This window comes from Flavobacterium sp. ABG, assembly GCF_001027725.1.
Classification (GTDB): domain Bacteria; phylum Bacteroidota; class Bacteroidia; order Flavobacteriales; family Flavobacteriaceae; genus Flavobacterium; species Flavobacterium cupriresistens.
On record NZ_LEKS01000025.1, the window covers coordinates 24,441 to 40,418 of the forward strand.

Sequence of the window (15,978 nt, forward strand, 5' to 3'; positions counted from 1 at the left end):
TCTGATTTACAATTCGTTACCAGTTGTAGTGTCAAGAAAGAATTTAATTAAAAGACAAACTTACAAATTAAAAAGCAACAATAATAATTGCAATTTCAAAAAACAACATTTTGTTAAAGTTACGGCCTTGTTATATTTTAATTAAGCCTTGTTTTTTGTTTTGCTCTTTTTGAAAACTTTATGACCGAAATCGAGTTTAGACATTGGCATTGACGGTAAAAAAACCGTACTTTGTAGTTCAAATTTTTCCTATGAATTCAGCACAGTTTTACGGTGTTTTGCAAAAAAGATTTCCGTTTGCTCCAACTTATAAACAAGATATATTTTTTCAAAAAATCGCTATTTTCCTGACAGAACCGGCCAATGATACCATTTTTGTATTAAAAGGATATGCCGGAACAGGAAAGACAACCGTGATCTCAACGATTGTAAACAACTTGGGGGATATCAATAAAAAATATGTTTTATTGGCGCCAACAGGACGTGCGGCAAAGGTTATTGCAAATTATTCGAATACACCTGCTTTCACGATTCATAAAAAAATCTATTTCCCTAAAAAGTCTGCAGGAGGCGGGGTAGCATTTACAAAACAAATCAACAAGCACAAAAACACTATTTTTATTGTTGATGAGGCCTCGATGATCTCAGACAGCAATTCGGATTCGAAATTGTATGATAATGGATCGTTATTAGACGATTTAATCTCTTATGTATATTCGGGAACCAATTGCAAAATGATTCTTCTTGGAGATACCGCTCAGTTGCCTCCGGTAAACTTAGATATTAGTCCTGCGCTTGATATACATACTTTGGGTGCTCATTACGATAAAGAAATTGAACATATTGAACTTGATGAAGTGATGCGTCAGGAAGAAAGTTCAGGAATTTTATACAATGCTACAGAATTACGTGAATTATTAAAAGAATCATTTTTGACCGAATTTAAATTCAACGTAAAAAAATTCAAAGATATCGTCAGACTTACGGATGGTTACGATATTCAGGACGCTATAAATACGGCGTACAGCAATTATAGTATTGAGGATACGGCCTTTATAGTGCGTTCCAATAAAAGGGCGAATCAGTACAATGAACAGATTAGAACCCGGATTTTGTTTAAAGAAAGCGAACTTTCGGTTGGAGATTTCCTGATGGTGGTAAAGAACAATTACTTCTGGCTCAAAGAAACCGATGAAGCCGGTTTTATTGCCAATGGTGATATTATTGAAGTGCTGGAGCTTTTTGGAATCCGAGAGTTATACGGATTCAATTTTGCGAAAGTAAAAATCAGAATGGTCGATTATCCGGATCAAAAGCCTTTTGAAACCGTTTTGATTTTGGATACGATTAAAAGTGAATCTCCTTCATTAACCTACGAAGATTCAAATCGTTTGTACGAAGAAGTGATGAAAGATTATGAGGAAGAAACCACCAAGTACAAGAAATTTCAAAAGATAAAAAACAACGAATATTTTAATGGTTTACAGGTGAAATTCTCGTACGCCATTACCTGTCATAAATCGCAAGGAGGGCAGTGGGATACGGTTTTTATAGAGCAGCCCTATTTGCCAAACGGAATCGATCGCGATTATATTAGATGGTTGTATACTGCTATGACACGTGCTAAAAATAAACTCTATTTAATTGGTTTTAAAGACGAGAGTTTTGTAGAATAGTTTAATTTATTTTTCAAAATCATGCCTGACAGATTTTTAAAACCTGTCAGGGCTATAATTATAATTATTTAAAATTTATTTACTTTTCTGTAAATGATGCGCATATAAATAACCATCAGCACTGCCAAAGTAAACGGTTTTATTGCTAACAAATGGGGATGAAACGATGGAGCCAAGTTTGTAAAATTCATCCATAACCTTTTTGTTTTCGCTGTAAAGAGATAAATCGGCACCCTTAGCGGCATAGACAGCATCTAATTTATCGTCTTTTAAAATTTTGGCGGCGTTTTCTTTTCTGCTTTCGGTACTTATGGAGCTGAACTCTTTTCCGGAAGAAAGTAGGTTAAGCGCAAAGAAATTCCCCGTGAAATCTCCAAAATAAGCAGTGTTACCAGCTATTGCAGGTGTTCCATACACATACCCTTTGGTTTCAAAGCGCGATAATTCTTTTCCTGTTTTTGGGTCTAAAGCCAGTAAAGCATAGGTGTCAGATGTTCCTACGTAAAGAATATTGTTTAGAATTACAGCCGTACTTAAAATCCAGGAGTTTTCCGCGTCATATTTCCATTCTAATTTTCCGGTTTCGGCATCTACGGCAAAAATGTAAGGGTCTCTGGCGCTAAGATAAACCATGCCATTGGCAACAGCAACAGAAGATTGGATGCCTTTGAAACCTACTTTTTTTTGTGTTTCGAATTTCCATTTTTCTTTTCCGGTATCACAATTTAGGGCATACAAATCGGCATCCCAACTCCCAATATATAAAGTGTTTTTGTTTATAACCGGTGTACTGTGAATAGCAGCATTGGTTTTGAATTTCCAGTTTAGATTTCCTTTTTTGGCATCAACAGCATAAACATTTCCGTCGCTGCTTCCGAATATAACGAGAGTTGATTTATTGTTTCTGTAGACAACCGGAGATGACAAATAAAAATCCCATAATTCATCCATTACCATATCGTGTGGTTTCAAACCCAAGATTCCCGCTTCCTGGTACCAATGTTCACCTGCTGTTTTAAATTTCCAAAGTTGTTTTCCGGTTGTTAGGTTTACGGCATAATAATAACCGTCAAAACTTCCAAAGTAGATGGTATTTTCATAAATACTTGGTGAACTGTGAACAGCGCCATTGGTTTTAAACTTCCATTTTTCTTTTCCGGTTTTTTCATCAAGCGCATAAAAATTGCCGTCCTCACTGCCAACGTATACAATTCCATTTTTTGTAATTGGAGAGGAGAAAATTTTGCCTTCCGTTTTAAACTTCCATTTGAGATTACCAATGGGCTGATAACCTTCTCCTTTAAAGACACGATCTGAAAATGAATTTAAGATTGGAGAGTTTGTTTTTTGTGAAAAAACACTGGTACTGATCAGAAAGAAAGAAAATAAAAGAAAACGGAATGTTTGTGTCATAATTTTTTTTTTGCATAAAAATAATTATTTTTTGCATGCGAAAATTTATTTTGTAAGATATTAAATGATAATTGTTTAGGGAATTTGTTAGAATTTTTTGAATACTATGTTGTAAATATATTTTTAAAACCTGCGACCGAATAGGTATATTTGTTTTCTAGATTCCAACCTAAATTACACGATCAAAAATGAAAATAATAGCAGTTATTCCGGCACGTTACGCTTCTACACGATTTCCAGCCAAACTAATGCAGGATTTGGGAGGTAAAACCGTTATTTTAAGAACTTATGAAGCCGCAGTTGCCACTCAATTATTTGAAGATGTTTTTGTGGTGACCGATTCGGATTTGATCTTTGATGAAATTGTTTCTAACGGTGGGAAAGCCATTATGAGTATCAAAGAGCACGAATCTGGAAGCGACCGAATTGCAGAAGCGGTAGCCAATCTGGATGTAGATATTGTGGTGAATGTGCAAGGGGATGAACCTTTTACGGAAGCAGGGCCTTTAGAGCAGGTCTTGAATGCTTTTAAAAATGATCCCGATCGTAAAGTTGATTTGGCTTCATTAATGCGTGAAATTACAAATGAAGAAGAGATCAATAACCCGAATAATGTAAAAGTGGTGGTAGATCAATCACAATTTGCCTTGTATTTTTCGCGTTCTGTGATTCCGTATCCAAGAGATAAAGATGTTGGTGTTCGTTACTTTCAGCATATTGGGATTTATGCGTTTAGAAAGCAGGCTCTGTTGGATTTTTATAGTCTGCCAATGAAATCTTTAGAAGCTTCTGAGAAACTAGAACAGCTCCGTTATCTGGAATTCGGAAAACGAATCAAAATGGTAGAGACGACTCATGTAGGAATTGGAATCGATACAGCCGAAGATTTAGAGAAAGCCAGAGCTATTTTGAGTGCCAAATAGTTTTTTGTTGTAAGAAACTAAATTAAAAATAAGGAAAGCTAAAAATGTAGTTTTGAGTGTAATACTCATTCTATCATACAGCAATAAATATCCAGAAGGTAAAGTAGAAGAGTCGCAAGACTTTTTCTGCTTTTACTAACTTCTACAATTCTGTACCTCTTCAGTTTTGCCCCTTCAATCTTAAGAATATCTCTCACAAGCTTTTTGAAATTTAAAAACCTAAAGAATAGAAATATAAAAAACATAAAGACAGTTGTTAATTAGATATAAACAGTTGTATGTTTTTGTTAAGCTTAATGAAGCATTTTGTTTTTTTTCGTATCAAATAAATACAAATATTTAGATATGAAAAAAATAGCCTTACTTTTATTAGTAACAATTACTTTTGTTTCTTGCAGCAAGAGTGACGATCATTCGGAGAATTCTGTTAAAGAGTTTCCGGAGAGTTTAGTAAATCAGGATAAGCCATTAGGTACAGCTAATATCGATGGACAAACTCCCATTAATATAAATGCATCTTTTACCGAGAAGATAAGTACATTAGATCCTATTATTCATTATGGCGCAATAACTTTAAGTAATATAGAGAATACAGAAGATAATTTAAAAGTAAATTTATCGCAGGCAGATAAGACAGATAATTTTATAACCATTAAGGGGAATAAATATGAACTGCAGCAATTTCACTTTCATTATCATAGCGAACACAGTATTAATGGAGAATATGGTGTAATGGAAATTCATTTTGTTCACAAATCTTCAAAAGGTGCTTACGCAGTTTTAGGAGTGCTTGTTAAAAACGGAAAAGCAAATACTTCGCTTCAAACTTTATTTGATGGCTCTCCGAAACTTAAAGGGACTAATGCGTTGTCTAATCTGTTAAATTTGAATACGCTATTGCCTGCTGATACGAATAAATATTATGCTTATAGTGGTTCATTGACAACTCCTCATTTAGATTTTACTTTAAATGAAGGTCCTCTAACTTGGTTTGTGTTTAAAAACCAGATTGAAATGACAAATGATCAATTTAAGAACTATCAGGGAAATTACAGTAAAGAAAATTTCCGTGTCATACAGCCATTGAATAACAGAAAAATATTTGAAAATATAAGGTAATATTTTCATTGAAAAAATGCAAAGGAAAAAATGCAGAGGAAAAAATGCAGAGGAAAAAATGCAGAGGAAAAAATGCGTTTTTAGTTACTGCTAAAAAGTAGACCTATTCTTAACTGATGGACTTTTGGTAAAGTAGTAGGGGAGTAAGATACTCAGAAAAAGATAAAAAAATACCCGACTGGTTTTTTAAAACTTGTCGGGTATTTTTTTAAAATATAGGTTCTAGTATAAATTAGGATATTTAGAAGGATTAACTTCATTCATCATCGTATATACCTTTTCGAAAATATCTTCAGCAGAAGGTTTAGAGAAATAATCCCCATCTGTTCCATAAGCAGGTCTGTGTGCTTTTGAAGCTAAAGTCTGTGGTTTGCTGTCCAGATATTTGTAGGCATCCTGTTCTTCCAGAATTTGTTGTAAAATAAATGCTGAAGCACCACCCGGAACATCTTCATCGATTACTAATAGACGATTTGTTTTGGCGATACTTTTTACAATATCTTTATTAATATCAAATGGAAGTAAAGACTGAATATCGATTACTTCACAATCAATACCTAATTCTAATAATTCAATTGCAGCTTGTTCTACCAATCTCAAGGTAGATCCGTAAGAAACTAAAGTAATATCAGCCCCTTCTTTTAGTGTTTCAACAACTCCGATTGGTGTTTTGAATTCTCCAAAATTAAGTGGTGTTTTTTCTTTTAAACGGTATCCGTTCAAACATTCGATCACTAAAGCAGGTTCGTCACATTCTAAAAGAGCGTTATAGAAACCGGCTGCCTGAGTCATGTTTCTTGGAACCAAAACATGAATTCCACGAATTGCATTGATAATCATTCCCATCGGAGAACCAGAGTGCCAGATACCTTCTAAACGGTGTCCACGAGTTCTGATAATTAATGGGGCTTTTTGTTTTCCAACCGTTCTGTATTGTAAAGTTGCCAAATCATCACTCATGATCTGAATAGCGTACAATAAATAATCTAAATATTGAATCTCAGCAATCGGACGCAAACCTCTTAAGGCCATTCCAATTCCCTGACCAATAATGGTTGCTTCTCTGATACCAACATCGGCAACACGAAGTTCACCGTATTTTTCTTGCATACCTTCTAAACCTTGGTTTACGTCACCAATGTTTCCAACATCTTCACCAAAGATCAATGTTTCCGGATATTTACTGAATATAGCATCGAAGTTATCACGAAGAATCATTCGGCCATCTAAGTCCGCTTTTGAATTCTCATCATATTCAGGAAGTACTTTCTGTACTGAAAATACATTTTCGGCAGAATCAGAATGTAAATTACTGCTGAATTTTACTTGTGTAGTTTTGATATAATTGGTAATCCAGTCAGATAATAAAACTTTACTGTTTGGAATTTCAATAAAACGCAGAATTTTTCTGGCGATTACCAGCATTTCCTTTTTCAAAGGAGATTTTATAGCACTTAATTCAGAGATGTATTTCTGAATTTTATCTTTATGATTGATACTGGCGCTTGAAATTTGTTCCAATAAAACTAAAAGATTTTTTTGATCTTCAATAATTGGATTAATAAAAGAATTCCAAGCGTCTTTTTTAGCGTCAAGGATTTCTTTTTTAATTTCAAAATCAATTTCAGCTAATTCTTCAGGAGAAGCAACATTGACAGCAATCATCCATAAACGCATTTGACGAATACAATCGAAATCTCTTTCCCATGCCAGTCTTTCGGCATTTTTGTAACGCTCGTGCGATCCTGAAGTAGAGTGTCCTTGAGGTTGTGTTAATTCATTTACGTGAATTAAAACCGGTACATGTTCTTCACGTGCAATTGCTGCGGCTCTTTCATATGTCGAAACTAGTTCGGCATAATCCCAGCCTTTTACTCTGAAAATTTCATATCCTTTTGCATCTTCATCACGTTGGTATCCTTTTAAGATCTCAGAGATGTTTTCTTTGGTTGTTTGATGTCTTGCGTGAACCGAAATTCCGTATTCATCATCCCAAACACTCATTACCATCGGAACTTGTAAAACTCCGGCAGCATTTATAGTTTCAAAAAATAAACCTTCAGAAGTACTTGCATTTCCAATTGTTCCCCAAGCTACTTCATTACCATTAACAGAGAATTTGTCTTTGACAGTGATTCCGTCAACGTTTCTGTAAATTTTTGATGCTTGTGCTAAACCAAGTAATCTTGGCATTTGCCCTGCAGTAGGAGATATATCTGAACTTGAATTTTTTTGTTTTGTTAAATCTTTCCAAGAGCCGTCTTCGTTTAAACTGTGCGTTACAAAGTGACCACCCATTTGCCTGCCCGCAGACATTGGATCAAAATCTATATCAGTATGACCGTATAAACCGGCAAAAAATTGTTTTGGAGTTAATTCTCCAATAGCCATCATAAAGGTTTGATCGCGATAGTATCCGGAACGGAAATCACCGTTTTTAAAAGCTTTGGCCATAGCAAGCTGTGGAACCTCTTTTCCGTCACCAAATATTCCGAATTTGGCCTTTCCTGTCAATACTTCTTTACGCCCTAAAAGACTACATTCGCGGCTGGTTACAGCAATTTTGTAATCGTTTAACACCTCAGTTTTGAAATCTTCGAAAGTCAATGTAGAATTGTTTTTTTCTTTAATCATAATCTGGAATGGGTCATGTTAGGCGACAAAATTACTTAAAAAGTATCAATAATCATAATTCATTAAAGTAAATATAATTTAATTATTAACAATTAAATTGCTAAAACACTAGGGTTTTTTTATTGAATGTTTAATGATTTTGTGATTTAAGTGGTAATAATTTATGTTTTTATTTAAAATTTATTCAATTAAAACCATTTTCGGGTAAAAAGATTGACTAATGTTTTGGGAGAAAAAGTAACAACAAATCGTATTTTTTCGTCATAATTTTTTTGCGCAACCTCCCAACCATTATTAGAATAGATCGGAAAATACAATTCGAAGTAATCCGGAACCAGATTTAAGCGGATTCCACTATCATATGCAAAGTCTGTGGTTTGATGTTTGTTTTGCATGAAACCGATGTCACCGTAAGCCTCAATCCAATTCCAAATCGAATAACTTGCATTTAGCGTCGCCATCCATTGATTTGCGTATCGCGGTTCTATTTTAGATTTAAAACCACCTTCGGCTATTACGTATTGTTGGCTGAAAATTCCGGTACTTTCAGAACGGCCTAAAAAATTATAATCAAACATATAATCGGTTGGGCGGTCTAATCCAAAGCTAAAATAATCAGAATCAGTCCTGTTATATAAGAAGCTTCCGGTATATACACGTAAGTTTAGCTTTCGATTATTTTCAAATAATCTTCTGTATTCGATTTCTCCGGCTAGTTTTCCGAATCCGCTTGAAAATTGAACATCGGTCATAAAACTAAAATGATCGACCAATTCTGTTTTGGTATTCATATAACGAGCGTTAAAAACAGAATAATTCGGATTTGAATTATCAGTAATGTATTTACTTGCTTCGCGATTTACAATAACTTGACGAACCAGAATAAGTTGTTTTCGGTTGTCTCTGAAATTTTCTTCACGAATTCTAAGCTGTACCATCGGATTTAATCTGAAATAAGTGGCATCCGGTGCGTAATGAAAATAATTTTGGCTAATGGAATATCTAACATTATAAAGCGTACTGTTTCGATAATAATGATTTAGCGAAAAAGCAGAAGAACCGGATATAGTACCGGCATTAATAGAATAAGCCGGATTAATGTCGAAGGTAAACGGTTTGTCTAAAATGGTTTTGTTGTGAAAACGCATTCCGGGCGTCAAACCATCATAATAATTATAGGTAAGCGTTGGAACATATAAAATTTGATTGTAATACGGATCTTCAAGATCTTTTGCGAAATTAAATTTTATTGGACGGTTGGTGATCACGAGACTTTTTAGAGATTTCCAGTTGTTTCTTAAGTTGTATTCTGGAACCTCATTGTCATAATTCAAAACTATTTTGTCGGCTTTGTTTCTGTTAAAATGATAAATCGAGTCGTTACTTGAAGGCTCAATCCATTTTTTGAAAACAACTTCGTTTTTTTTAATTCCATAAACCGGAATAGGGACAAAGTTGCCTGTTCGGTTTCTTATCGAAAATTGTATGCTGTCTTTGGTTCTGGTGACATTCGAAAATTTGTAATCAATAATATCACGGGAGTCAATGATGGTTTTGAAAAACCAATCGATTTTTTTAGGACTGTTTTGAGTTAGTATTTTTTCGAAATCAAATCTGTTAACTTGTTGGTTTTTATTTAAATCATAAAATTCCTGAACACTTTTAGGGACAATGTCATGATTTAGATAGTTGTCTAAATAACTTAAACTTAAACCTGCACGATATTTACTGGCAATCTGCTCGTTGAATTTTATCAATGTATTTTTCGGGTCTCCAAGTGGCTGATCCAGATTTTTACGTGCCATTAGCATATAATAATAACTGTATTGCTCGTTAAAAGTCAAATTGGCAATATTGTAACTCTTAAAAAGTCTCATGTTCGAAAGACTTCCAAGCATTTTTTGATCCAGATGGTTTTCGTCCATGTATTTCATCATGGCATAGATCTGGATACCGTCCTGAATCCAGTTGTCTTTTCTGGAGTCTAGACGGAGACTATTCTTAAGATAATTGTTCAAATAAGTCTTTAAGAAGGTGATCTCGAAGATAAATTCATCTGAAAATGGACTGATAAAAGACGGTAACTGATTTAACCCGTAAAAAGGATTTCGGTCATAATCGGTTTGAGAAACGGTGATTTTTTGATGTGGATAGGTGCCAATAAAGTTGTTTGCAAAAGTGACTACCTTGTTTATGACAATCGCTTTTTGGATATCGTTAAGTTTTTTGTTTTTTAGATTAGAAAGAATCTCAATGGAGCTATTCTCATAGCTTTTGAAACTATTTTGCTTTTCGATAAACAAATTAAAATCAGTTCTGTTGGTTCCGGAAAAAGTATAGGTAGTCGATTGTGGATTTGTAAGATCTGTAGTAATCGAATTTAAATCGGTTGTAATCGAATACGTATTCGGAATTTTTATTGCAATTTCATAAGTACTGGCAGCATTTACAATATCATCCAGATTAAAATTATTGTATTTTATAAAAGCGTGATTTTCATATCGGGCGGGACTCAAAAACCAGTTTTTAAGGTTCATTCCACCATTTTGATCAAAACCATAATGAGTGAATTTATCGCTTGGAACCTTAGAAATATAGCTAATATGAAGCTCAACTTTTTGATTCGGGAGTAGTTTTTGCTTTAGTTTTACTACGATAAAGTCAGGATTTCTCTCGGTTCTTTCCCATTCAAAAGCCATGTCATTAGCATCGAGTAAATTCAGAATTGTAGTATTTCCTCTTTCTTGGTCGTTGGCCAGATGAAAACCACGATAAAATTCATCAGAAAATCGCCTGGCAAGTGGCGTGTTTTTATTAGAAAAAGCATTATTCCAATCATTTAAAACAATTGAATCTAAAGTGTCATTAGAAGTATTGTAAAAAACAATATCCTGTTTTACATTTAAAGTTTTTAGTTCAAGGTTTACAGCCACTTCCATCTTAGATTGATGTTGCGCATATTGTTTTACTGAATTGAATAAAACTAAAACGAAGAAAATTCTTTTATAAAATGATCTCAAGTTGGCTTAAATTTTTTTAGCTGTTTCTTTAATTTACGAGCGTAGATTTTTTTTTGACTTTTGTAAAAATAGTATAAAAAAAAGCTGTTTAAGAAAACAGCTTCATTTTTTTTGCATTTCGTAATAAATTTTAACCATAAAAGCGATGTAAATTCATAATAAATTAATCTTTGTTAAGCTTGTTTCTCAAATGCGCTTACATTACTTATGTGGTTAAGAAAAAGTTTAGAAATTCGGACTCAAATCATATTTCTTATAGAATTTGTCCAGAACATCTACTACTTCGTCTTCAGTATCTACAATTTTGAATAAGTTTAAATCTTCCGGGCTCACTGTTTGCATTTTTTCTACAAGTACCGTTTTTACCCATTCGATCAATCCTGACCAGAATTCAACTCCTACTAATATAATTGGGAATTTTCCAATTTTTTTAGTTTGTATTAAGGTGATAGCTTCAAACATTTCGTCTAAAGTTCCAAAACCTCCCGGCATTACTACGAAACCTTGAGAATATTTTACAAACATTACCTTTCTAACAAAAAAGTAGTCAAAATTAAGGTTTTTGTCGTGATCAATATAAGGGTTAAAGTGTTGTTCAAAAGGCAATTCGATATTCAGACCAACTGAAGTTCCTCCGCCCAAATGCGCGCCTTTGTTTCCAGCTTCCATTATTCCGGGACCACCTCCTGTGATTACACCATAACCTGCTTTACTAATTTTAAAAGCAATTTTTTCTGCCAGTAAGTAATATTTATCATCCGGCTTTGTTCTTGCAGATCCAAAAATCGATACACACGGACCAATACGTCCCATGCTTTCATATCCATTTACAAATTCAGCCATGATTTTAAAAATCGCCCAGCTGTCGTTTGTTCTGATTTCATTCCACGTTTTTTGCTTCAAACGATCTTGGATAATTTTATCCTCATCGTTGTCAAAATCTTCTAATCTCATTTTTTGTGTATTATTAATTTATTTTTCAGGAGCTCGTTCCTGCTGTACATTCTAATCTTTTGTGGTCCCCAATAGTTATAGGGATCAAAGCAATAAGATTTCCTCTTTCACTGGAGCTAAGGCATCAGTTTTTGATTCAGCTTTATCTTTTTATCGATTAAAGTTGATTTTTTTTGATTAAAAAGGGATACTAAATTAACTCTTTTTTCGAGAGTTGGTGCAAAAAAACTTATTTATTAACCAAAATATAGCGATGGAAACAAGTTTTTTAAATTTTGTTTCTCATTATCAATTAATTAAAGTAATCGTTGTTGTGGGGTGTGTACTATAATTTTAATTTAGAATGTTAGATAAGTTCTTTTTTCAAAAACTTAGCCGTAAAGCTTTTTTTACTTTTAACTACTTCTTCAGGTGTTCCTTTTGCGATAAGTTCTCCACCACCTTTTCCGCCTTCCGGGCCAATGTCTATAATATAATCCGCCAGTTTAATAACGTCCATATTATGTTCGATTACTAGTATGGTGTTTCCTTTATCAACAAGTTTATTGATTACGTCCATCAAAACTCTGATGTCTTCAAAGTGTAAACCTGTTGTAGGCTCGTCGAGTATATAAAAAGTATTTCCGGTATCTTTTTTAGATAATTCCCCAGCTAGCTTTATACGTTGCGCCTCACCACCTGAAAGCGTTGTGCTTTGTTGTCCAAGTGTAATATAACCTAAACCGACATCCTGAATTGTTTTTACTTTTCGGTAAATCTTTGGAATGTTTTCAAAGAATGGTACCGCTTCATCCACTGTCATATTCAATACATCTGATATAGATTTTCCTTTGTATCGAATTTCTAAAGTTTCACGGTTAAAACGTTTTCCCTGACAGGTTTCGCATTCCACATATACATCCGGTAAAAAGTTCATTTCGATGGTTCTGACACCTGAGCCTTCACAGGTTTCGCAACGTCCGCCCTTTACATTAAAACTAAAACGTCCGGCTTTATAACCGCGAATCATACTTTCGGAAGTCATAGTAAACAGATTTCTGATTTCTGTGAAAACCTCGGTGTAAGTCGCTGGATTCGAACGTGGTGTTCTCCCAATCGGACTCTGATCAATATCAATTACTTTGTCAATATGTTCAAGACCTTCTATCTTTTTATAAGGTTGTGGTTTTTTTACACCATTAAAATAATAGGCATTCAGAATCGGGTAGAGGGTTTCGTTTATCAAAGTCGATTTTCCACTTCCGGAAACTCCTGTAACACAAATTAGTTGGCCTAAAGGAACTTCAATGGTTACATTTTTTAAATTATTTCCAGTCGCTCCCGAAAGTTTCAAAAACTTACCGTTTCCTTTGCGTCTTTCTTTTGGAATTTCTAACTTCATTTTGCCATTCAGATATTGAGCGGTAATCGTGTCAGATGCCAAAGTTTCTTTTGGAGTTCCGATACTGATAATTTCGCCACCGTATTTTCCGGCTTTTGGCCCAATATCAATTACATAATCAGCTGTTTCGATCATGTCTTTGTCATGTTCAACCACAATAACCGAATTTCCAATATCACGTAATTGCTCTAATGAACGAATCAGTTTTTCGTTATCTCGCTGATGAAGACCAATACTTGGCTCATCTAATATATACAAAACACCTACTAGTTGTGAGCCAATTTGCGTTGCCAGTCGAATGCGTTGCGCTTCACCACCCGAAAGTGATTTTGAACTTCGACTTAAAGCCAGATAGTTCAAACCAACATTCATTAAAAAATTCAGACGGTCTTTGATTTCTTTTACCACTTCAGAAGCAATCAACAGTTGTTTATCTGATAAATGGTTTTCTAAATCTAAGAACCAGGCTGTTAAATCAGAGATGTCCATATCACACAATTCGGTGATGTTTTTGGTATTGATTTTAAAGAATAAAGCTTCTTTTTTCAAACGTGAACCTTCACAAACCGGACAGTTTACTTCGTCCATGAAATCTTTAGCCCAACGTTTTATGGTTGTAGATGGACTCTCGTCATATTGATTTTTGATAAAATTTGAAATACCTTCAAAATCAATTTTATAATCGCGAGTAACACCTAAGTCTTTTGAGTTTATGGTAAATTTATCTTTTCCGCCATGTAAAATCATGGTCATAGCTTCTTCCGGAATCTTCTCGATTGGATCCGTTATCTTAAAACTGAATTTTTCTCCAATGACTTCTAATTGCTTAAAAATCCAAGAGGATTTGTATTCTCCAAGTGGTGCAAAACCACCGGCTTTAATAGATAATTTTGGATTCGGAATAATCTTTTTGACATTGATTTCATGTACCGTTCCTAAACCATTACAATGTGGGCAAGCTCCTTTTGGAGAGTTAAAAGAAAATAAATTAGGCTCCGGATTTTGATAAGAAATACCTGTTGAGGGACACATCAGATTTCTACTGAAATAACGTACTTCATTGGTGTCTTGATCTAGAATCATCAATACATCTTCACCATGATGCATTGCAGTATTAATGCTTTCTGCTAATCGTTTTTGATTGTCGGCAGTGTCTTCAATTAACATTCGGTCTACTACAATTTCAATATCATGGGTTTTGTATCGGTCTAATTTCATTCCCGAAACTAAATCCTGTACTTCGCCATTGACGCGAACTTTCAGGAAGCCTTGTTTTGTAATTTGCTGGAACAATTCGGCATAGTGTCCTTTTCTGGCTTTAATAACCGGAGCAAGGATATTGATTCGTTTTCCGATAAAATCCTGAATAATCAAGTCTTTGATTTGTTCATCAGAATACGAAACCATTTTTTCGCCCGTATTATAGCTGTAAGCATCTGCTCCACGTGCGAAAAGTAATCTTAAGAAATCGTATATTTCAGTAATGGTCCCAACAGTTGAACGAGGGCTTTTACTGGTTGTTTTTTGTTCAATCGCAATTACGGGAGAAAGTCCGTCGATTTTATCAACATCAGGACGTTCTAAACCGCCAAGGAATTGTCTCGCATAGGCAGAAAAAGTTTCTACATAACGACGCTGACCTTCGGCATAAATAGTGTCAAATGCCAAAGAAGATTTTCCCGAACCAGATAAACCGGTAATAACAACCAGTTTTTCACGCGGAATCGAAATATCTATATTTTTTAGATTATGAACTCTTGCACCAAGAACTTCAATAGTATTGTCTTTTTCTAACATATATTTTGAGCAAAAAGCAAAGTTACCATTTTGATTTATTCTTTTTATACTACGCTGCAGAAGTTTATGTTATAAATTGTAACAAAAAACGCTAATAAAAATTAGCGTTTTCTTTTTCGGGTGGCCATATATTCTTCTATAGCTTCTTTGGTGGTATACCAGTTTCGGCCTTCTTTGTAAGCGTCTATTTTACCTGTTCTGGCAAGTAAACTTACATATTCCTGACCATAAGGTGTCTCTGGCTCACTAACAATATCAGCTATTTTTTGAAAGTTGGTATCGCTGTCCGGCATAGCATTTAGATAAATATTGAGCGTACGTTCTAAAGCCTGACACATCAAAAGTATTAGTTTTTGATAGTTTCCTGTATTAGCCTGATTTAAGGCTTCGTAATACTTTTTCCTGTCATTTTTAAGAATGATTGCAGGTGGAAACCCACAACGCATCAATAGTAAATTCATGCTTAAACGCACAGTACGCCCATTACCATCAAAGAAAGGATGAATCCAGACTAATTTATGATGGTAAATAGTAGCCAGTTCTATATCATTAAGCCCTAAAGGGTTTGTATTAATAAAATCAATTAGTTCGTCTAGATAGTCAGAAACCTTGTTTGCATTTGGAGGCATAAAATTGGCACCGGAAATACGGACCCCTCCATTGCGCAAACGTCCTGCAAAATCGTCTTCAATAGAGCGTAAAACCAAACCATGTATAGAGAGTATATCAATACTTCTAAGTTTGTAAGTATCATCAACAATAGAGTACAGATAATCAATAGCCTTGTCATGGTTATGAGTTTCAAAGTGTTCTCTTAAAGATTTGCCTTTTATGGTAATGCCTTCCTGAATAACCATTTGGGTTTCTCGCAAACTCATAGTATTTCCTTCTATACTATTGGAGTTATAGGTCCATTCTAAAGAAAGGCTTTCACGAATTTTATGCAAAGCGATGTTTGGCAAGAGTCTGCTGGTTTGCAAATCCTGCCTTTTCTGATACAATCGTTCAAAGGTTGATTGAAATTCGTTTCTATATATTAGGTCTATATTCCACATAACCAC

9 protein-coding genes are annotated in these 15,978 nt (G+C 34.4%); 3 read left to right on the top strand and 6 right to left on the bottom strand.

Annotated elements, in window-relative coordinates:
* Positions 1–251: 251 nt before the first annotated feature.
* On the top strand, positions 252–1,676 hold the full coding sequence (locus AB674_RS19810; RefSeq protein ID WP_047779053.1) for an ATP-dependent RecD-like DNA helicase: 1,425 nt from the start codon (positions 252–254) through the stop codon (positions 1,674–1,676).
* Between the two features lie 75 nt (positions 1,677–1,751).
* On the opposite strand, the gene AB674_RS19815 is transcribed toward AB674_RS19810, so the two are convergent.
* Positions 1,752–3,089 (bottom strand): PQQ-binding-like beta-propeller repeat protein, encoded by a 1,338-nt coding sequence (locus AB674_RS19815; RefSeq protein ID WP_047779025.1) that lies wholly within the window; start codon positions 3,087–3,089, stop codon positions 1,752–1,754.
* A gap of 188 nt (positions 3,090–3,277) precedes the next feature.
* On the opposite strand from AB674_RS19815, the gene kdsB reads away from it, so the two are divergent.
* Positions 3,278–4,012 carry a 3-deoxy-manno-octulosonate cytidylyltransferase gene (kdsB, locus tag AB674_RS19820; RefSeq protein ID WP_047779026.1) on the top strand — a complete coding sequence of 245 codons (735 nt, stop codon included), beginning with the start codon at positions 3,278–3,280 and terminating at the stop codon, positions 4,010–4,012.
* Between the two features lie 345 nt (positions 4,013–4,357).
* Positions 4,358–5,131, top strand: a complete 774-nt coding sequence (locus AB674_RS19830; RefSeq protein WP_047779028.1) for a carbonic anhydrase family protein — start codon at positions 4,358–4,360, stop codon at positions 5,129–5,131.
* 222 nt (positions 5,132–5,353) lie between these two features.
* On the opposite strand, the gene AB674_RS19835 is transcribed toward AB674_RS19830, so the two are convergent.
* From AB674_RS19835 to AB674_RS19855, 5 genes are all read right to left on the bottom strand, one after another.
* Entirely contained in the window at positions 5,354–7,765 is a 2,412-nt protein-coding gene (locus AB674_RS19835) for a thiamine pyrophosphate-dependent enzyme (protein WP_047779029.1), read from the bottom strand.
* Between the two features lie 188 nt (positions 7,766–7,953).
* Positions 7,954–10,704, bottom strand: coding sequence for an aminopeptidase N (locus AB674_RS19840; RefSeq protein WP_047779030.1), 2,751 nt, complete (start codon positions 10,702–10,704; stop codon positions 7,954–7,956).
* Positions 10,705–11,010: 306 nt separating this feature from the next.
* Positions 11,011–11,739: a TIGR00730 family Rossman fold protein gene (locus tag AB674_RS19845; protein WP_047779031.1), complete on the bottom strand. Its 729-nt coding sequence runs from the start codon at positions 11,737–11,739 to the stop codon at positions 11,011–11,013.
* 346 nt (positions 11,740–12,085) lie between these two features.
* On the bottom strand, positions 12,086–14,917 hold the full coding sequence (gene uvrA, locus AB674_RS19850; protein ID WP_047779032.1) for an excinuclease ABC subunit UvrA: 2,832 nt from the start codon (positions 14,915–14,917) through the stop codon (positions 12,086–12,088).
* Positions 14,918–15,018: 101 nt separating this feature from the next.
* Positions 15,019–15,972, bottom strand: a complete 954-nt coding sequence (locus AB674_RS19855) for a Fic family protein (RefSeq protein ID WP_047779033.1) — start codon at positions 15,970–15,972, stop codon at positions 15,019–15,021.
* Between the last annotated feature and the right edge of the window lie 6 nt (positions 15,973–15,978).